The sequence below is a fragment of the Rhodococcus sp. P4_B6 genome (genome assembly GCF_056402215.1).
The window spans coordinates 43,012-60,208 of record NZ_JBFUHV010000013.1; the positions used below are offsets into that span (position 1 = coordinate 43,012).

Here is a 17,197-nt window from a genome sequence, read left to right on the forward strand (position 1 = left end):
ACCAGAAAGGCGCACGGGCGCTACGCGCCCAATGCCTGCGCGACCTCGGCTTCGAGGGTGGCGACGAGGGATTCCTTGGGGGCGTCGCCGCAGACGGTGAGCCAGTTGGCAAGCATCCGGTGCCCGCCCTCGGTGAGCACCGACTCCGGGTGGAACTGGACGCCGTGGATCGGCAGTTCCCGGTGCCGCATCGCCATGACGATGCCGCTGTCGGTGTGCGCGGTGACCTCGAGTTCGTCCGGGATGGTGTCTTCCAGGACGGTCAGCGAGTGATAGCGCGTGGCGGTGAACGGGTCGGGCAGACCCGCGAGAACACCCTCGCCGGTGTGGTGGACGATGCTGGTCTTGCCGTGCAGGAGTTCGGGCGCCCTGTCGACGGTCGCGCCGAACGCGGCGCCGATCGCCTGGTGTCCGAGGCACACCCCGAGTAGCGGCGTGCCGGCCGCGGCGCATGCCGTGACCAGGTCCATCGTCGCTCCGGCGCGCTGCGGTGTGCCGGGGCCGGGGCTCAGGAGAATGCCGTCGAACTCGGCCGCTGCGGCCGCGATCGCGTCGGGCCCGGTGAGGTTCGGATCGTCGTTGCGCCAGACCACTGCCCGGGTTCCCAGCTGTCCGAGGTACTGGACCAGGTTGAACACGAAGCTGTCGTAGTTGTCGACGACGAGAATCCTCATGGGAGCAGGGTATTCTGCTCGCCCCGAGCCCCGCACGGCCGGGGACCGTTCACGTCAGTGGCCCGCGTACCCGGGCACGGACAATTGGCCGGACGCGGCCTCCGAGTAGCCGAGGCCGAATCGCGTCGCGTACTGCTTGAACACCCGGATTCCGGGTTCGTTGGCGAGTGCCGCCTCCAGTCGCGCCGGATCCCCGATCGCCGACATCACGTACGGCGGGCTGTAGGTGCGGCCGTGCAGCAGCAGCGTGTTGCCGATGCAGCGCGGCGCGGACGTGTTGACGATCCGCTGGTCCTGCATGCCGACGGCCTCGGCGCCGCCCACCCACAGCGCGTTCAGCACACTCTGGACGTCCTGCTGGTGGACGACGAGATCGTCCGGCGACGCGTCGACGGGGTACTTGCCGTCCGCGTCGCGGGGGGCGTCGGTGAGTGTGACGGTGACACCGGGGCCGGTCATCGGTGTGAGTCCGGCATCGGTGGCGAGCGCTTTGCTGTCGGCGAGCGCCTGCGCGACGCCACTGTCGGACGCCGCCGCGTCCTGCTGCAGCGACTCCACCTGCGCCGCCAGGTTGTCGCGGGTCTCGGCCACCTGATCGGTCTCGGACTGTGCGTTCCGCACGAGGTCGGACAACCGGGTGGAATCACCGGCACGAATCTCGTTGCCGTGCGACACCTGGCGGGTGGTGGCCACCAGCAGGCCGGCCACGAGACACACCACCAGCACCGCGATCCGCCAGAAGATCGACCTGGTCACCGGTGTTTCCGTCCCCTCGTCCTCGCCGCGCGAATCGCGGCTACGTTAGCGTGTACACACGCAGGTATTTCCGAATCTACCTGCCCACATTCCCGCAGAGCCGCACGAACGAGGACGTCATGCCGAAGTCGAAGGTCCGAAAGAAGACCGATTACACCATCAACCCTGCGAGCCGCACCCCGGTGAAGGTGAAGGCAGGCCCCTCGAGCACCCTGTACGTCTCGGTGATGCTCGGGTTCATGCTGGTCGGCCTGGTGTGGCTGCTCGTCTACTACCTGGCCGCCGACCAGCTCGAGTGGATGAACAACCTCGGTGCCTACAACTTCCTCATCGGATTCGGCTTCATGGTGGTCGGGCTGATCATGACAATGCGCTGGCGTTGACGATCACAATTACACGTATGTCATTCATCCCCAATGTGGACAACGCCTGTGGATAGCCGCAGGTCGAGTGCCGATGTCTGCTGACGAGGCACCGCTGGAGTGGTCGACGCCGCTCGGTGCGGTGATCGCTCTGGCCGCGGGCGGGCTCGTGTTGGGGGTCGCGGGACTGTCGGTGTCGATCGAGCCGGCGGGCCGTGTCCTCGTATGCGTCGCCGCCCTCGGGCTGCTGCTGACCGCCGCGTCGGCGCTCCGGCAGCGCCCGCGCCTGGCCGTCGACAAGGAGGGCGGCGGCATCGTGGTGCACCGGCTGACGGGCCGCCACGGGTACACCCGTTCGCAGATCGACCGGGCGCGTCTGGTGCGGTACCCACGGCTGGGCCGTCGGGTGCCGATGCTCGAGATCGACGTCCGCACCGAGGACGGCACCGAACGCCTCCTGATCTTCGGCCGCTGGGATCTCGGCACCAATCCGGAGGACGTGTTCGATGCCCTCGCGGTGCACCGTCTGGTGGGCCGGGGTCAGTAGCCGAAGCTCGCGCGGAGCTGCAGGGTGCGCACCGCGATGACGGCGAGCGGCACCAGCACCACGACGCCGAGGCAGACCCAGCCGACGGTGACGGCCTTCTCCCGGTTGTTCCCGGCGCCCAGCAGCTGAGGCCCGTAGAGGATCGCCGCAGTGGCCGCGGCTCCGGCGACCAGGCCGCCGAGATGCCCCCACAGTGAGATGCCGGGGATGGTGATGCTGATGATCACGTTGATGGCGATCACCGAGATCACCGGCGCCGGACTGCGTCGCAGCCTCAGGAGGATGACCGCCTGCGCGCCCATCAGCCCGAAGACGGCGCCCGACGCACCCGCGGTGACCGCGTGCAGCTGGAACAGCATCACCGCGGCGGAACCGCCGAGGATCGACGCGAAGTACACGAAGGCGTAGCGGGCGCGGCCGAGGACCAGTTCGGTGTCGCGGCCGATGATCCACAGCGCGAACATGTTGACGGCCAGGTGGATGAGACCGAAGTGCAGGAATCCGCTGCCGATCACGCGGACGAACTGACCGTCCACGACAGCGGGTGGGAACAGCGCCCAGTCGGCGAAGAGCGTCGATCCCGCCTGGTTCTGCATGATGCTGCGGGACTGCGCCGCGGTGATCAGGAAGATGCCGACGTTCGCGGCCATCAGGATGTACGTCACCAGCGGCACCGCACGCTGCGTGGTCACGGCGCCTGCGACGTTGCGGACCGCGCGGACGTCACGCTGCCCGGCGGCGACACAGTCGACGCACTGGTAGCCGACTGCGGCTTCACGCAGGCATTCGGGACACGCGGGGCGACCGCACCGATTGCACGACAGTGCAGTGGGGCGATCGGGGTGGCGGACGCACCGCGGCTGGGGCGGAGTGCCCTCGTTCGCGGCACCGCCCCAGCCGGGGTTGGTCATGTGCTGCGGTTCCCTACGCGATGGTGACGCTGTTGATCACGACCGGCTCGAGCGGACGGTCCGCGCGATCGGTGGCCGTGGTCGAGATGGCGTCGACGACCTTCTTCGACTCCTCGTCGACGACCTCACCGAAGATGGTGTGGCGACGGTTGAGGTGCGGCGTCGGGCCGGTGGTGATGAAGAACTGCGAACCGTTGGTTCCCGGGCCCGCGTTGGCCATGGCCAGGATGTAGGCGCGGTCGAACTGCAGTTCCGGGTGGAACTCGTCGCCGAACTTGTAGCCCGGGCCGCCGGCGCCGGTGCCGGTGGGGTCGCCACCCTGGATCATGAATCCGTCGATGACGCGGTGGAAGACGGCGCCGTCGTAGAACGGTCCGGAGTCGGTGCCACCGGCGTTGGCGGTGCTGTAGTCCTTCGAACCGTCGGCCAGGCCGACGAAGTTCTCGACGGTCTTGGGCGCGTGGTTGCCGAACAGCGCGATCTTGATGTCGCCGCGGTTGGTGTGCAGCGTTGCGGTTGCGGTCTGATGAGGTGAAGTCACACCACCATGTTGCCATTGTGCGGTTCCGCGTGGTTCCGCCGCCGTGACTCGAGTACTTCGGATCGGTTCGTGCCGCCGGTTCTTGTGACAAAGTGGGGTCATGACACGAGCGACGGAGTCCCTCACGCACCTGCTTCCGACCGAACGCGCCGAGCACCTGCAGGAGCAGGTGTCCGAACGAGTCGAGACCGCGCTGGCCCACGTCGAGGATTCGGCTGTTCGGGTCAAGGAATCCGAGGCTGTCGATCAGGCCCTGCGCTGCGCGCGCTCGGCTGCGCTCGCCGCGGCCCGCGGCGCCGGGCAGGTCAGTGTGTTCCTCGGCAGGCAGGGGGCGTCGCTGGCGAAGAAGGGGTACGAACGCGCCCGGACCGCACCGGTGAAAGAGGTCGCCCAGGACGTCATTCGTCCCCTCACCTCGACTGTTGCGCCGGTCGAGGAGAAGAAGTCGCGGAAGGGCCGTCGCGTCGCGATCATCGTGCTGATCGGTGCCGCTGTCGCCGGGGGCGCGGTGTTCTTCAAGAGCCGCCGCCGGGAGCAGCCGCGGGTGGCGTCCGCTCCCCCGAACCTGAGCGATATCGACAGCGCGGACACGCAGGAGGCCACGCCGCCGACGGCGACGAAGCCCCTCGCGGCCAACTGATCCGTCCTCCCCGACCGGCAGGGCGCGCGCTCGTGCGGTGTCGTCTGGCGTGCGGTCATGTCTTCGTTTCACGGCTTGTACCAGGGGTATCCCGCTGGTAGATGCGCACCAGCGCGAGGATCCGTTCCGAGGAGCAGACATGGCCGCCACACGTATCGCCCACCGCATCGCCGTCGTCGCGTTTCCGCTCGCCGCCACCGCGGCCCTGCTCACGGCCGGGCCCGCCGGCGCCGACCCACCCCACCCCTTCGGCGGACCGGCCCTCACCATCGGATGTCCGAACCAGGGCAGTCTGATGTCGTTGACGGCGCTCACCGGGCAGTCCGGACCGGAGGCGGTCCCGCCGATCGCCGACGGCGACATCCGGTTCGAGTCGCACCCCGCCGCGCCACCGATCCCGGCGGCCGCGCAGGTCACCGTCGCCTGGGTCAACACCGACAGCGGACGTTCGGGGATCGTGAACCTCGGCGGCGTCTACCCGTTCCTGTCCGCGACGGTGAACACCGGCGTCGGGAACGTGGTGGCCACGGCGTTCGGGTCGATCAACTTCGGCAGCAGCCCGATCTGCCAGGCGAACCCGGCCATCGGAACGTTCATTGCGTGAATTCGGCTGTGTGGCAGCCGAACCGGCGACGGTAATCGCCGGGCGCGAGGCCGACCACCCGGTTGAAGTGGTGGCGCAGCAGCGCACCGGAACCGAATCCGGTGCGTCTCGAGATCGCCTCGAGACCGAGGTCGGTGCCCTCGAGTAGCTGCCGCGCGTAGAGCACGCGCTGCGTCGTCAGCCACTTCACCGGGGTGGTGCCCGTCTCGGCCGCGAACTTGCGCGCGAACGTCCGCGTCGACATGGACGAGCGGGCCGCGAGCTCGTCGATCGTGTGCGGCAACTCGAGGTTTTCGCTCATCCACGCCATCGTTTCGCTCAGGCTGTCCGACGTGCACGCGACCACCGGCTGCTCGATGAACTGCCGCTGCCCGCCGTCGCGTTGTGGCGGCACGACCATCCGGCGGGCGATCGTGTTGGCCACCGTGGAACCGAGCTCCCGGCGCACCACGTGCAGGCAGGCGTCGATGCCCGCCGCGGTGCCTGCGCTGGTGACGAGGTTGCCCTCGTCGACGAACAGGACGTCGGGGTCGACCACCGCGGTCGGGAACCGGGCGGCCAGTTCCTCGACGTACCCCCAGTGAGTGGTGCACTTGCGCCCGTCCAGCAGTCCCGCCTCGCCGAGCAGGAACGCACCGGAGCACAGGCTGAGGACCGTGGCACCGGCCTCCGCGGCCGCGCGCACGGCGTCGAGCGCCTCGTCCGGAAAGCCGGACTGCGCCCCCGGCGGCGGGACCACGACGAGATCCGCGTCGCGCAGCGAGTCCAGCCCGTACTCGGCGGAGAGCGTCAGCCCCGGGGTGATCGATGCGAGTGGTTCGCCGGGGCAGATCCCGCAGATCCGGAAATCGAATGCCGGCACCCCGTGTTCGGTGCGGTCGATTCCGAACACCTCGCAGACCACACCGAACTCGAACATCGACACCCGGTCGAGGAGGAGTGTCGCGACCTTGGAGATCATGCCCCCAGTCTAGTTGGCGATATCTTGCCGGACCATGTCGAAACGGTCAGTCATTCGCGGACTGCGCCGCAGATCGACACGAGCGCGCGGGCCAGCGTCGCCTGATGCAGTGCGTCGAGGCGCTGTTCGGCCGCCACCGCGACCGCGGCGTCGACGAGAGCGGGCACGCAGCCCGGACCCGCGAGCAGATCCTCCTGCTCACGCAACTGCAGGAGGATGTCCGTGTTCTGGCGGTCGATGATGGGACGGACCTGCGTCAGGTCGGGCCGGACGGTCGGCGCCGCGCCCGGCGCGACACTCCACCAGGAGAACAGCGCGCGCTGCACAACCTTGTTGGCCTCGATCTGATCCCGGAAGATCTGCTGCACCCGCGGCGCGCTGAGGCCCTCGTCGGCGGCCTGGGTGGCGACCGCGCCCAGCACCTGCGCCTCGCGCGCGGGATCGTCGATCGGCGACGGCGTGCCCCACTTGGCGGCCGCGACCGTGTCCGCCGTGGCGAGGCGCAGCGACACCGCCAGGGCGATCGGTTGCAGCGGGCGGGTCTGCGCATTCGCGGGCGCGGCACCGGCCGCCGTCAGCATTCCGAGCATCGCCGCGGCCAGGACCGCTCGGCGGGCGAGTGCGGGCCGGGCCGTCGTCATGGTGCGAGTGTAGGGCCGGTCAGTCGTCCAGACCGGCGACTCCGCGTTTCCAGTAGCCCGTGAACAGCGACTCCATCCGGTCCTTGCTCCACGCGCGCAACGGCTTGATGTCGTTCGCCTCGCCGGCCGCGAACAGGAACGTGCGGCCGTCGGGCAGCGCGAGCGACTGCACCGTCGACGCCAGTGTGGACTCGCTGCCGTCGCGAACGAGCCACGTCACGTCCACGTCGTCGCGCGCGGCCAGCGGGTAGCCGTGCTCGACGGCGTCGTCGGTCTCGATCACGACGTGCGCCGACACTTCGGCCGGGGATTCGTCGAGCCACCGCGCGACCGCGGGAAGCGCGGTGGAATCGACGGCGAAGACGTAGTGGTCGAAGTTGTGGGCGAACGCCTTCGCGCCGGGCGGGCCGGCGATTGTCACGTCGTCGCCGATCTCGACCGTCGTCGCCCAGGACGACGCGAGCCCGCCCTCGTGCAGCACGAAGTCCAGGTCGAGTTCGCGGGCGTCGGCGTCGTAGCGCCGGACGGTGTACTTCCGGCTGGTCGGGAGCGGTCGCGGCCAGTCGAGCATCATCGCGTCGTTCGCGACCGGGATGCGGCGGGTGCCGTCCGCATCGGGGAACACGATCTTCACGTGATCGTCGGCCTGATAGGTGTGGAACCCGTCCAGTCCGGGACCACCGATCGTCAGGCGCACCATGCGGGGCGTGAGGTACTCGCGCGCTCGGACCGTGACCGTGCGGACTCCGATCGGGTAACCGATGCGCGCGGTTCCCTCCCCCGTCCGGTGGTGCGACGCCACGCGGCTGCGCGGATCGAGACGGTCACGGGCTGCGGGATCGAGGGCGGTCATGAAGTAAGGGTAACCTCACTCGTAATGGGGTCCACACAGCAGTGTGCCCCGGACTCTTCCGAATCCGGGGCACACCGTTACTTCTTTCAACTTGTGGAGCCTAGGAGATTCGAACTCCTGACATCTGCCTTGCAAAGGCAGCGCTCTACCAACTGAGCTAAGGCCCCGTTACCTCGTGCCACACCTCGTTGCCGCGGAGCAACTTGGTCAGTCCGATTGCCACCAGCACTCCGGCTCCCACGAACAGGAGGACCTTCATGCGACTGACCTTTCACCGGCACCAGGAGTGGGCCTAGGAGGACTTGAACCTCCGACCTCTTCGTTATCAGCGAAGCGCTCTAACCGCCTGAGCTATAGGCCCCTGAAGTCCGGAAACTCATCTCGCACAGTTCCCTGAACCGAGTCGGAAGATTACCCCACCGGACCGGCAACTACCAAAACCGGTCCGGCGAGACGCTCTTTTCCCAGCTCAGTCCCTATCGGTTTTCGCGTTCAGTCCCGGTCCGCGAGCGTCACTTCGACGCCCCCGACGAGGTCCGAACACAGGTTGTAGATGAACGCGCCGATCGTCGCCAGCGCGGTGAAGAGCACCATGTTGGCGAGACCGATGACGGCGGCGTATCCGAAGACCTGCCCGGCCGTCACGAGCCCGTCAGAGCTCGACTCCGCGACGATATCGGTGAACGCGTTGTTCAACCGGTCCCACACGCCCATCCCGTCCAGGACGACGTACAGCAGACCGACGGCCACCATCCACACGAAGAACAGCGACACCGAGATCACGGACGAGATCTTCAGCGTCGACCACGGGTCGATCTTGCGGACCTGCACCGACGCGCGGAGGGCCTCACCCTCCTCGACCCGCTGCGGGGCCACGGCGATCTTCGGCTGCTGACCTGTGGCCGCCGCCCCCGGCAGGGGGTGCTTGGCCTCGGACAGGTCCGGCATGTCCTTGGGGAGGACGTCCCGGTTGATGTGCCGGGTGGGTCCGTCGATCGCGGACGCCTTCGCCTTCGCGGCCTCCCGCTGCGTCACGGCCCCCGCCGCGGCTGCGCCGGACACCGCACCGACCGCCGCGGTGGCAGCCGTCGAGGACGCTGCGCGATTGGTCTCCTGCTTCTGCGCGGGCTGACCCTTGGCGGGTGCGGACGAGTTCGCTGCCGGCGACTTCTGCGTGGGCACCGCCTGGGTGGGCACGGCCTGGGTGGGAGCACCCGGGTTCTGTCCGCCCTGCGGTCGCTGCCCCTGGGGTGCACCCTCGGGCTGCGACTTCTGCGGCGAGGTGGTCTGCGAACCGCCCGGGGCCTTCGCTGCCGCGGCACCCGCGGCCGCCGTTCCCGCACCGTTGGCCGGGTTCGGCTGCCCCTCCGGGCGCGAGGCCTGCTTGGCTCCCGCCCCGCCCTGCAGGGGCCGCTTCAGGTTGGTCTGCGGCTCACGCTGCATTCCCCGCTGCCACGGCGGTGCCTGATTTCCCCGGATGGACTCGGTGGGCACACCACCCGCGGGAGCCCGGTTACCGGGGGCCTGCTGGTTCGGAGCCTGACCCTGCTGCGGTGGCACGGACCGGCCCTGCGGGGTCTGTGTACGCGGACCCTGATGCTGGGGCGACGACGGAGACCGGGTCGGATCGGCCGGGGCCTGCCGATCCGGTCTCGCATCGGGAGCACCGCCCGGCCGGGCAGCCGGCCCCGCCTGAGCGGGGCCACGACCGGCTGACGCCTGCGGCCCCTGCGGCGCGGAACCCTGCTGCGGGTTCGGTCGCGCCGACCCGTTCTCGGGAGTCCGGGAGGCCTGCTGGTCGGGTCGCGCCTGATTGGCGGAACCCGGGTTCTGCCGGTCACTGCCTGGCTGGTTGGGAGTGCTCACTAGGACTCCTTAGCTCCTTTGCCGCTGCTCTCGGCGTTGTCGTCGGTCTCGTCGGGTTCGTCGGCATTGCGCGCGATCGCGAGCAGGGTGTCGCCTTCCCCGAGGTTCATCAAACGAACACCCTTCGTCTGCCGACCCGCCTTGCGGACCTGCTTGGCGGCGGTGCGGATGACCCCACCGCCCGACGTGATCGCGTAGAGCTCGTCGTCGTCGTTCACGATGAGCGCTCCGACCAGGGTGCCACGTTTCTTGTCGTATTGAATCGTGAGTACACCCTTTCCGCCGCGTCCCTGGACCGGGTAGTCCTCCATGCCGGTGCGCTTCGAGTAGCCGCCCGACGTCGCCACCAGCAGGTAGGTCCCCTCGCGCACCACGTTGAGCGACAGCAGTTCGTCGTCGCCGTTGAATCGCATGCCCTGGACGCCGGACGTGGCGCGTCCCATCGGGCGCAGCGCCTCGTCGGTGGCGGAGAAGCGGATCGACTGTCCCTGCGCGGAGACGAGCAGCAGGTCGTCGTCGGAGGAGCAGAGGACCGCGCCGACCAGTTCGTCCTCGCCGCGCAGGTTGATCGCGACGATGCCGCCGCTGCGGTTCGAGTCGAAGTCGGTGAGCTTGGACTTCTTCACCAGACCGTTGCGGGTGGCGAGAACCAGGTAGGGCGCGTCCTCGTACGTCTTGATCTGGATGACGCTCTGGATGCGCTCGTCGGGCTGGAACGCGAGCAGGTTGGCGACGTGCTGTCCGCGGGCCGTGCGGCTCGCCTCCGGCAGCTCGTACGCCTTGGCCCGGTACACGCGGCCCTTCGTGGTGAAGAACAGCAGCCAGTCGTGGGTGGAGCTGACGAAGAAGTGCGAGACGATGTCGTCCTGCTTCAGCCCGGCGCCCTGCACACCCTTGCCGCCGCGCTTCTGCGAGCGGTACAGGTCGGTCTTGGTGCGCTTGGCGTACCCGGTCTCGGTGATCGTGACGACGACGTCCTCGCGGGCGATCAGATCCTCGTCGGCCACGTCACCGTCGGCCGCGATGATGCGGGTCCGGCGGTCGTCGCCGTGCTTGTCGACGATCTCCTTCAGCTCGTCCCGGACGATCCCGCGCTGACGCTCGGGCTTCTCGAGGATGTCCTTGAGGTCGGCGATCTCCCGCTCGATCTCGGCGAGTTCGTCGATGATCTTCTGACGCTCGAGGGCGGCGAGGCGGCGCAGCTGCATCGCGAGGATCGCATCGGCCTGGATCTCGTCGACGGTGAGCAGCTCGATCAGGCCTGCCCGCGCGATGTCCACGGTCTGCGACGCCCGGATGAGCGCGATGACCTCGTCGAGGGCGTCGAGGGCCTTCACCAGTCCGCGCAGGATGTGAGCGCGTTCCTCGGCCTTGCGGAGCAGGTACTCGGTGCGCCTGCGGATGACCTCGACCTGGTGGGCGACGTACAGGCGGATCATCTGGTCGAGGCGCAGGGTGCGCGGCACGCCGTCGACGATGGACAGCATGTTGCAGCCGAAGCTGGTCTGCAGCTGGGTGTGCTTGTACAGGTTGTTGAGCACGACCTTCGCGACCGCGTCACGCTTGACGGTGACGACGATGCGCATACCCGCGCGGTCCGAGGACTCGTCGTGGATGTCGGAGATGCCGGCGATCTTCGCGTCGCGCACCTGCTCGGCGATCGACGTGATCAGGTTGTCGGGGTTCACCTGGTAGGGCAGTTCGGTGATGACGATCGTGGTGCGCCCCTTGGCGTCCTCCTCGATCTCCACCACACCGCGCATGCGGACCGAACCGCGACCGGTGGTGTAGGCGTCGTGGATGCCCTGGCCGCCGACGATCAGGCCGTGCGTCGGGAAGTCGGGACCCTTGACGCGTTCCATGACCGCCGTGAGGGTGGACTCCTCGTCCGCTTCCCAGTTCTCCAGGGCCCAGTAGATGGCCTCGGCGACCTCGCGCAGGTTGTGCGGCGGGATGTTGGTGGCCATACCGACGGCGATGCCGCCGGAACCATTGATCAACAGGTTGGGGATACGGCTGGGGAGAACTGACGGTTCCTGTGTACGACCGTCGTAGTTCGGGGTGAAGTCGACCGTCTCGTGGTCGATCTCCCGGAGCATTTCCATCGCCAGCGGAGTCAGCCGGCACTCGGTGTACCGCATCGCGGCCGCGCCGTCGTTGCCGCGGGAACCGAAGTTGCCCTGGCCGTCGACGAGCGGGTACCGCAGCGACCACGGCTGGGCCATGCGGACGAGCGTGTCGTAGATCGAGGCGTCGCCGTGCGGGTGGTAGTTACCCATCGTCTCGGCGACCGGTCGCGCAGACTTCACATAACCGCGATCGGGCCGGTACCCGTTGTCGTACATCGCGTACAGAACGCGGCGGTGCACCGGCTTGAGGCCGTCCCGCACGTCGGGCAGCGCACGGCCCACGATCACGCTCATCGCGTAATCGATGTAGCTGCTCTGCATCTCCTGCTGAATGTCGACGGGCTCGATGCGGTCGTGCCCCGGTCCCTCCGGCGGCAACGTTGTGTCGGTCATGAGCTCCTTCTTCTACTCGGCTTGACGTCTCCTCGCGGACTCGCGGTCCAGCACGACGTCGCGCAACCACCCGAGTCTATAGGTGCAGGTCAGCTATGAGGGTGAAGGACTCGGGTGCGCCCGGGAATCGGTGCCGCAGGAGTCGCCCGATCTACTGGAGTTCGAGCTCCCTGCCCTGCGTTTCGGCGGCGAGGGATTCGGCGGCGAGCATGTCGGCCTCGAGTTCGAGCTCGGCGGCGACGCGGTCGGGCGCCATCAGCAGGGCGGTGATCGGGATGGTGACCACCAGCATGCCCAGCACGAAGACGGGGAACAGGATCGAGAACACCTCGAGGCCGTCCGGACGCGCCACGGCCTGGTCGACGGCAGCGCTCAGCCCGAACACGCCGGTGTAGTGCATGGCCACCAGTCCGGCGGCCACGACCACCGACGCCACCAGCCGCAGCGTGCGCGACTCGAGGGCCGAGATGGACCACATGATTCCGGCGCCGACGCCGAGGCCGATCACCGCCGACGCCGAGGTCAGCAGGACGTCGGAGTTCACCGAACCCTGGATCTCGAGGGATGCGACGATCGCGAGGTCCATTCCGGTGAACCCGATGCCGAGGAGCACCGCACCACCTGCGAGGCGGCCGATCTCCACCGTTGCACTCGGCAGCCGGTGCTTCGTCGGCGGCGGGCTGATGATCAGCAACGCGACCGCGGCGGCCGCGACGGGCACGACGAACGAGATCACGATCCACAGGACGTCGTAGCGCACCACGCTGCCGTAGACCTCGAACCCGACCATCGCGATGTAGTGCGGCAGCCACGCGCCGATACCGCCGATGGACAGTGCGCCCCAGGCCAGCCACAGGTACCGCTGCCTCGGGTTCGGCGCGGTCACCGCCTTGCGGGCGCTGGCGATACCGACGAAGACGCCGATGAACGACGTGACCGCGGCGAGGCCGATGATCCACGTGCCCATGGAGAAGTGCTGCAACTCGTCCGACATGTTTCGAATCCTCAGTACGCGGCCGTGTGGAGCTTGGTCAGTGCGTATTCGGTGATCGCGACCAGGGCGCGTTTCGCCGATTCCCGGTCACGCGCGTCGATCGGGATGATCGGCACGTCCTCGGAGATCGCGAGGGCCGCCCGAATGTCCTCGATCGGATAACGGGGGGCGTCGTCGAACTCGTTGATCGCGACGAGGAACGGCAGCTGCCGGGCCTCGAAGAAGTCGACCGCCGCGAAACTCTCGTCCAGCCGGCGGGTGTCGATCAGGACGATCGCGCCGATCGCACCGCGGATCAGGTCGTCCCACATGAACCAGAACCGGTGCTGACCGGGCGTGCCGAACAGGTACAGCACCAGGTCGTCGGCCAGGCTGATGCGACCGAAGTCCATGGCGACGGTGGTCGTGCCCTTCTGCGGTGTCGCAGCCAGGTTGTCGACGCCGTCGCTGGCGTTGGTCACGAGCGCCTCGGTGCGCAGCGGGACGATCTCGGAGACCGCCCCCACCAGCGTGGTCTTGCCGACGCCGAACCCGCCGGCGATCACGATCTTGGTCGAGGTCACCCGATTGCGGGGATCAGATTTCGCGAAGTCCACTGAGGACCCTTTCGATGAGTTCACGACGTTCGGAGTCGGTCGAGTCTTCCTTCAGGGTGGCCAGGATCTGAAGATGACCGGCCTCGACCAGGTCGGCGACGAGGACGCGTGCCACTCCGAGGGGCACACCCACCCGGGCGGCGATCTCGGCGACCGAAGGCGACTGCTGGCACAACGCGACGATGGCCGCGTTGACGTCGTCGAGTTCCCACTGCCGGTCCACCGACTGCGGCAGTGCCTGAATCAACGCTTCGAGCGCGAGCTCGACCGCGGGCCGGGTCCGGCCCGACGTCAGCGAGTACGGGCGCACGATGTTCGGGCCCCGCTGCTCCGAGTGGTGGTCGTTCATGGGCATGGGCTGGTCAGAGGCCCTGCGGGGTGCGGGCCGTGGCCTGCACCGATGCGCCGACGCGGTCGACCAGGATCGCCATCTCGTAGCCGACCTGCCCGATGTCGCACTCGGCGTCCGTGAGCGTCGCGAGGTGCGAGCCGTCGCCGACGCTCATGAGCAGCAGGTACCCGTGCTGCATCTCGACCACCGACTGCAGCACGCCGCCGCCCTCGAAGAGCCGGGACACGCCGGCCGACAGGCTTGCGAGCCCCGACGTGACCGCGGCCAGCTGCTCGGCCCGGTCGATCGGGAGGTGGGCGCTGGCCGCCATCAGGAGACCGTCCGCGGACACCAGCACGGCGTGCGAGACACCGGGGACGTCACTGGCGAAGTTCGACACCAACCAGTCGAGAGGTCGCGTGACGTCGGATCCATGAGCGGTGTTCATCGGTCTCCTTCAATGCTGTTACGTTCCGCGAGCCTCGTGGCCCTGCCGTTTCGGACGCCCTGCTGGTGACGACTGAGATTGGCGCGAATCGTCTCGGGGTCGCGCACCCGGCGCAGGGTCCCCGTATTGTGCGCGCCTTCGACCGTGCCGGGAACCAGCCGGTCACCGGGGCGCCGCTTCGGCAGTCCGATCTCCGGGTCGACCTCGACGGGGGTCTCGCTGATCCGTTCCGCGGCGGACCATCCGGCGTCGCCGGCGGAGTGCCAGACGCCGGGTGCGCCCTCGGCGCCGGTCGGATCGGTCAGCCAGTCGGACACCATGTCGGAGAAAATCGGGGTGCCGCCGCCGGGCCGCGGGGTCGCCGCGGCCGGGGGCGGATCGATCCGCGACTGGAAGAACGACGCGGTCTTCGCCGAGTTGGTGCGGTAGCGGTGCCGGACCGGTGCCTGGTCGTCGCCGTTCGACAACAGGGGCGCCGGTTGTTCCGCGGTCCGCGCCTCGATGCGGTTCTCGCTGCGGGGTGCGTGCGGTGCGTGCTGCGGCTGCGATTCCGCCGGCGCCGTCTCCGGCCGCGATGCCGGGGTCGCCGCCTGCGGCCGCCGCACGGGCAGCTTCGGCATCGCTCCGGATCCGCGGACGTTGACGGTGTCCTGGGACTGCGCGGCCGGGGCAGCGGCCGACGATCCCGCGCCGGCCGCGATGCCGCTGGCACCGGGCTGCCGTCGGGGCAGGCTGGTGCCCGACGCCGTCGTCACCGCACCCGCGGGAGCCGGGCTCGGCGCCGGCGGAGGCGTCGACGGGGTGCGGGTCGGCAATCCGTTGCGGGTCGCYGGCAACTGCGGGGTGTCCTTGCGCGGCGCCGGGGCCGCGGGCGCCGGGATGGCGGTCCGAACCGGTGCCGCGGGAATCTTCCGCTGCGATCCCGTGTCCTGCCGCGCCGCCTGCGACACGATCAGCGCGTTCGGGATGTGGATGCTCACGGTCACACCCGGGTTGCGGGCGGTGTCGAACGTCGACCGCAGGCGCACGGTCAGACCGTGACGCTTCGCGAGCCGGCTCACGACGAACAGGCCCATGTGGCGGGCGGTCTCGGGACCGACCTCGCCACCCGACGCCAGGCGTTCGTTGACGGCGCGCATGTCGTCGGCGGGGATACCGATGCCGCGGTCCGCGATCTCGAGCAGCACTCCACCGTCGACGGCGCGAGCGAAGCTGAACGTCACCGCCGTGTCCGGCGGCGAGGCGCGCAGCGCGTTGTCGACGAGTTCGGCGAGCAGGTGCACGACGTCGGTGACGACGGTGCCGCTGAGCGCACCTTCGGGGGTCGCACCCATCTGGACCCGCTGGTAGTCCTCGACCTCGGAGATCGCGGCGCGCAGCACGTCACCGAGCGGGATCGGCGCCGCCTGGGACCGACGCACGCGGGTGCCGGCCAGAATCAGCAGGTTCTCGCCGTTCCGGCGCATACGCGCGGCCAGGTGGTCCAGCCGGAACAGGCTCTCGAGGCGCTTCGGGTCCTTCTCCTCGAACTCGAGATTCTCGATCAGGCCGAGCTGCTGGTCGACGAGCGACTTGCTTCGGCGGGCGAGCGTTTCGAACATGTCGTTGATCTGCAGACGCAGTTGCGCCTGCTCACCGGCGAGCTTGAGTGCCTGCCCGTGGATGTCGTCCACGGCGCGGGCGAGCTGCCCGATCTCCTCGGAGGAGTGCACGGCCACCGGTTCGAACGACAGCCCCCTCGGATCGTCGCTGGCCTTGATCTGCTCGATCGCGTCCGGCAGGTCGCGGCGGGCGGCCTTCAGCGCGCCGTACCGCAGTCGGCGGATCGGGCCGATCAGCGACCGCGACACGAGGAGCGCGAGAACGAGCGCGGCGAGCAGCGTTCCGAGGACGATCGCCGTGTCACGCAGCGCGGCGGACCGGGTCTCGGCGGCGCGGATCTGCACGGTGGACGCGATGTCCTTCGCCACTTCGCTGGTCAGGTCCTGGTAGATGTCGCGGCTGGCGATGAGCGAGGAACGCAGCTGCAGGATGGGCAGCACCCCGCCGCGTGCCGCGTCGGCCAGACCCCGGTCGATGAGGGCGTTGCGGTCGTTGATGTTGTTCCGCAGCGTCTGGAGGCGCTCGTCGCCCTTCGGGTAGTACCGGTCGAGGACGTCGAGGAGGCTCGATTCGGCGCCGGCGGCCGCGACGACGGCCGAGGTGGGAATGTTGCCCGTGCGGGCCTTCTCCCGTCCTTCGGGACTGGCGTACACGTCCTTCACGATCACGAGACCCATGGCCTGTTCGAACAGGCGACGCTGCGCCTGCCAGGCGTTGGTCAGCTGGTAGCCCTTGTCGACGACCTCGCTGTCCTCGATGGGGCGGACGATGTCGTCGACTTCCCGGATGAAGTCCGCGGCGAACGCGCGCTGGCGTTCCGCGAGCAGATCGGTGGCGACACCCGGGGAGTCCATCAGATTGAGGAGGGCCCGGCCGTCCGAGACGGTCTGGTTGATGGAACTCGCGACGGCGGGATCCAGTTCGGGGTTCCGGGCCTGTTCGGACACGTCGTTCATCAGGGATTCCGCGACCGCACGGTCTTCCTTGGTGAGGGTGCCCGAGGCGTAACCACTGGTCACGGTACCCATCGAGGCCTCGAGGGCCACGATGTCCGGGACGACGACGATCTGGTCGGCGGCCTCGGTGAAGTGGACGGCGTTGCTCAGCTCGCCCTGCACGCGGAGCCCGCCGAGCACCATGGCGACGGTGACGGGAACTGCGAGTACCGCAGTGACCTTCCACCGCAGGCCCCAGCCCTCGATATCCCAGAACTTTGCCCGGGGCGGCGAATCGTCGCTCATCCCACGCTTCCTTTCCAACCACTCATAGCTTGTCGCTCTGTGCTCGTGACCCCGCCCGCGAGAGGGCAGCCGTACCGGATCGGACGACACGCGTCGACAGAGGAAAG

General features: G+C 68.8%; 18 protein-coding genes and 2 tRNA genes. 4 read left to right on the forward strand and 16 right to left on the reverse strand.

From position 1 onward, the window contains the following. Window positions 1–20: 20 nt before the first annotated feature. Window positions 21–674, reverse strand: a complete 654-nt coding sequence (locus tag AC1DWT_RS08895; protein WP_072942778.1) for an aminodeoxychorismate/anthranilate synthase component II — start codon at window positions 672–674, stop codon at window positions 21–23. A gap of 54 nt (window positions 675–728) precedes the next feature. After that, a complete protein-coding gene (locus tag AC1DWT_RS08900) occupies window positions 729–1,430 on the reverse strand; it encodes a DUF881 domain-containing protein (RefSeq protein ID WP_072942777.1) in 702 nt (233 codons plus the stop codon). Between the two features lie 119 nt (window positions 1,431–1,549). Here AC1DWT_RS08900 and crgA point away from each other — a divergent pair, with 119 nt between their 5' ends. Both crgA and AC1DWT_RS08910 read left to right on the forward strand, forming a co-directional pair. Next, a complete protein-coding gene (crgA, locus tag AC1DWT_RS08905; RefSeq protein ID WP_005249082.1) occupies window positions 1,550–1,813 on the forward strand; it encodes a cell division protein CrgA in 264 nt (87 codons plus the stop codon). A 67-nt stretch (window positions 1,814–1,880) separates the two neighbouring features. Next, window positions 1,881–2,339: a PH domain-containing protein gene (locus AC1DWT_RS08910; protein ID WP_083395680.1), complete on the forward strand. Its 459-nt coding sequence runs from the start codon at window positions 1,881–1,883 to the stop codon at window positions 2,337–2,339. Here the strand turns inward: AC1DWT_RS08910 and AC1DWT_RS08915 are convergent. Next, window positions 2,333–3,250 carry a rhomboid family intramembrane serine protease gene (locus tag AC1DWT_RS08915; RefSeq protein ID WP_072942775.1) on the reverse strand — a complete coding sequence of 306 codons (918 nt, stop codon included), beginning with the start codon at window positions 3,248–3,250 and terminating at the stop codon, window positions 2,333–2,335. The genes AC1DWT_RS08910 and AC1DWT_RS08915 overlap by 7 nt on opposite strands. Window positions 3,251–3,263: 13 nt before the next feature. After that, window positions 3,264–3,791, reverse strand: coding sequence for a peptidylprolyl isomerase (locus tag AC1DWT_RS08920; protein ID WP_025431550.1), 528 nt, complete (start codon window positions 3,789–3,791; stop codon window positions 3,264–3,266). Window positions 3,792–3,891: 100 nt separating this feature from the next. Here AC1DWT_RS08920 and AC1DWT_RS08925 point away from each other — a divergent pair, with 100 nt between their 5' ends. Beyond that, the gene (locus AC1DWT_RS08925; protein ID WP_072942774.1) at window positions 3,892–4,431 is read left to right on the forward strand and encodes a hypothetical protein; all 540 of its coding nucleotides are present in this window, start codon (window positions 3,892–3,894) and stop codon (window positions 4,429–4,431) included. A gap of 139 nt (window positions 4,432–4,570) precedes the next feature. Then, window positions 4,571–5,035: a hypothetical protein gene (locus tag AC1DWT_RS08930; RefSeq protein ID WP_072942773.1), complete on the forward strand. Its 465-nt coding sequence runs from the start codon at window positions 4,571–4,573 to the stop codon at window positions 5,033–5,035. Here AC1DWT_RS08930 and AC1DWT_RS08935 read toward each other — a convergent pair. The 12 genes from AC1DWT_RS08935 to AC1DWT_RS08990 all read right to left on the reverse strand — a co-directional run bounded on the left by AC1DWT_RS08935 (window position 5,025) and on the right by AC1DWT_RS08990 (window position 17,090). Continuing rightward, window positions 5,025–5,996, reverse strand: a complete 972-nt coding sequence (locus tag AC1DWT_RS08935; protein WP_072942772.1) for a helix-turn-helix domain-containing protein — start codon at window positions 5,994–5,996, stop codon at window positions 5,025–5,027. The genes AC1DWT_RS08930 and AC1DWT_RS08935 overlap by 11 nt on opposite strands. 50 nt (window positions 5,997–6,046) lie before the next feature. Next, window positions 6,047–6,637 carry a chorismate mutase gene (locus AC1DWT_RS08940; RefSeq protein ID WP_072942771.1) on the reverse strand — a complete coding sequence of 197 codons (591 nt, stop codon included), beginning with the start codon at window positions 6,635–6,637 and terminating at the stop codon, window positions 6,047–6,049. A 19-nt stretch (window positions 6,638–6,656) separates the two neighbouring features. Further along, window positions 6,657–7,490, reverse strand: coding sequence for a siderophore-interacting protein (locus tag AC1DWT_RS08945; protein ID WP_072942770.1), 834 nt, complete (start codon window positions 7,488–7,490; stop codon window positions 6,657–6,659). A gap of 94 nt (window positions 7,491–7,584) precedes the next feature. After that, a tRNA-Ala gene (locus AC1DWT_RS08950) sits at window positions 7,585–7,657 on the reverse strand. Window positions 7,658–7,777: 120 nt separating this feature from the next. Further along, window positions 7,778–7,851 (reverse strand) — tRNA-Ile (locus tag AC1DWT_RS08955). Window positions 7,852–7,982: 131 nt separating this feature from the next. After that, window positions 7,983–9,050 carry a DUF3566 domain-containing protein gene (locus AC1DWT_RS08960; RefSeq protein ID WP_206016120.1) on the reverse strand — a complete coding sequence of 356 codons (1,068 nt, stop codon included), beginning with the start codon at window positions 9,048–9,050 and terminating at the stop codon, window positions 7,983–7,985. Between the two features lie 305 nt (window positions 9,051–9,355). Beyond that, the gene (gyrA, locus tag AC1DWT_RS08965; protein WP_072942768.1) at window positions 9,356–11,878 is read right to left on the reverse strand and encodes a DNA gyrase subunit A; all 2,523 of its coding nucleotides are present in this window, start codon (window positions 11,876–11,878) and stop codon (window positions 9,356–9,358) included. 151 nt (window positions 11,879–12,029) lie between these two features. Continuing rightward, window positions 12,030–12,872, reverse strand: a complete 843-nt coding sequence (locus tag AC1DWT_RS08970) for an MHYT domain-containing protein (RefSeq protein ID WP_095865465.1) — start codon at window positions 12,870–12,872, stop codon at window positions 12,030–12,032. 11 nt (window positions 12,873–12,883) lie between these two features. Beyond that, complete coding sequence (locus AC1DWT_RS08975) at window positions 12,884–13,435, reverse strand: GTP-binding protein (RefSeq protein ID WP_005249094.1); 552 nt, start codon at window positions 13,433–13,435, stop codon at window positions 12,884–12,886. Between the two features lie 13 nt (window positions 13,436–13,448). Further along, the gene (locus tag AC1DWT_RS08980; protein WP_072942764.1) at window positions 13,449–13,823 is read right to left on the reverse strand and encodes a DUF742 domain-containing protein; all 375 of its coding nucleotides are present in this window, start codon (window positions 13,821–13,823) and stop codon (window positions 13,449–13,451) included. Between the two features lie 7 nt (window positions 13,824–13,830). Beyond that, window positions 13,831–14,247, reverse strand: a complete 417-nt coding sequence (locus AC1DWT_RS08985) for a roadblock/LC7 domain-containing protein (protein ID WP_005249096.1) — start codon at window positions 14,245–14,247, stop codon at window positions 13,831–13,833. Continuing rightward, on the reverse strand, window positions 14,244–17,090 hold the full coding sequence (locus tag AC1DWT_RS08990; protein ID WP_206014156.1) for a sensor histidine kinase: 2,847 nt from the start codon (window positions 17,088–17,090) through the stop codon (window positions 14,244–14,246). The genes AC1DWT_RS08985 and AC1DWT_RS08990 overlap by 4 nt, the downstream gene beginning before the upstream one ends. Window positions 17,091–17,197: the final 107 nt, after the last annotated feature.

Excerpts from the sequence above, each read along its gene's own strand:
- AC1DWT_RS08895 (WP_072942778.1), bottom strand. The coding sequence starts at position 674 with ATGAGGATTCTCGTCGTCGACAACTACGACAGCTTCGTGTTCAACCTG.
- crgA (WP_005249082.1), top strand. The coding sequence starts at position 1,550 with ATGCCGAAGTCGAAGGTCCGAAAGAAGACCGATTACACCATCAACCCT.
- AC1DWT_RS08915 (WP_072942775.1), bottom strand. The coding sequence starts at position 3,250 with ATGACCAACCCCGGCTGGGGCGGTGCCGCGAACGAGGGCACTCCGCCC.
- AC1DWT_RS08925 (WP_072942774.1), top strand. The coding sequence starts at position 3,892 with ATGACACGAGCGACGGAGTCCCTCACGCACCTGCTTCCGACCGAACGC.
- AC1DWT_RS08930 (WP_072942773.1), top strand. The coding sequence starts at position 4,571 with ATGGCCGCCACACGTATCGCCCACCGCATCGCCGTCGTCGCGTTTCCG.
- AC1DWT_RS08935 (WP_072942772.1), bottom strand. The coding sequence starts at position 5,996 with ATGATCTCCAAGGTCGCGACACTCCTCCTCGACCGGGTGTCGATGTTC.
- AC1DWT_RS08940 (WP_072942771.1), bottom strand. The coding sequence starts at position 6,637 with ATGACGACGGCCCGGCCCGCACTCGCCCGCCGAGCGGTCCTGGCCGCG.
- AC1DWT_RS08945 (WP_072942770.1), bottom strand. The coding sequence starts at position 7,490 with ATGACCGCCCTCGATCCCGCAGCCCGTGACCGTCTCGATCCGCGCAGC.
- gyrA (WP_072942768.1), bottom strand. The coding sequence starts at position 11,878 with ATGACCGACACAACGTTGCCGCCGGAGGGACCGGGGCACGACCGCATC.
- AC1DWT_RS08970 (WP_095865465.1), bottom strand. The coding sequence starts at position 12,872 with ATGTCGGACGAGTTGCAGCACTTCTCCATGGGCACGTGGATCATCGGC.
- AC1DWT_RS08980 (WP_072942764.1), bottom strand. The coding sequence starts at position 13,823 with ATGCCCATGAACGACCACCACTCGGAGCAGCGGGGCCCGAACATCGTG.
- AC1DWT_RS08985 (WP_005249096.1), bottom strand. The coding sequence starts at position 14,247 with ATGAACACCGCTCATGGATCCGACGTCACGCGACCTCTCGACTGGTTG.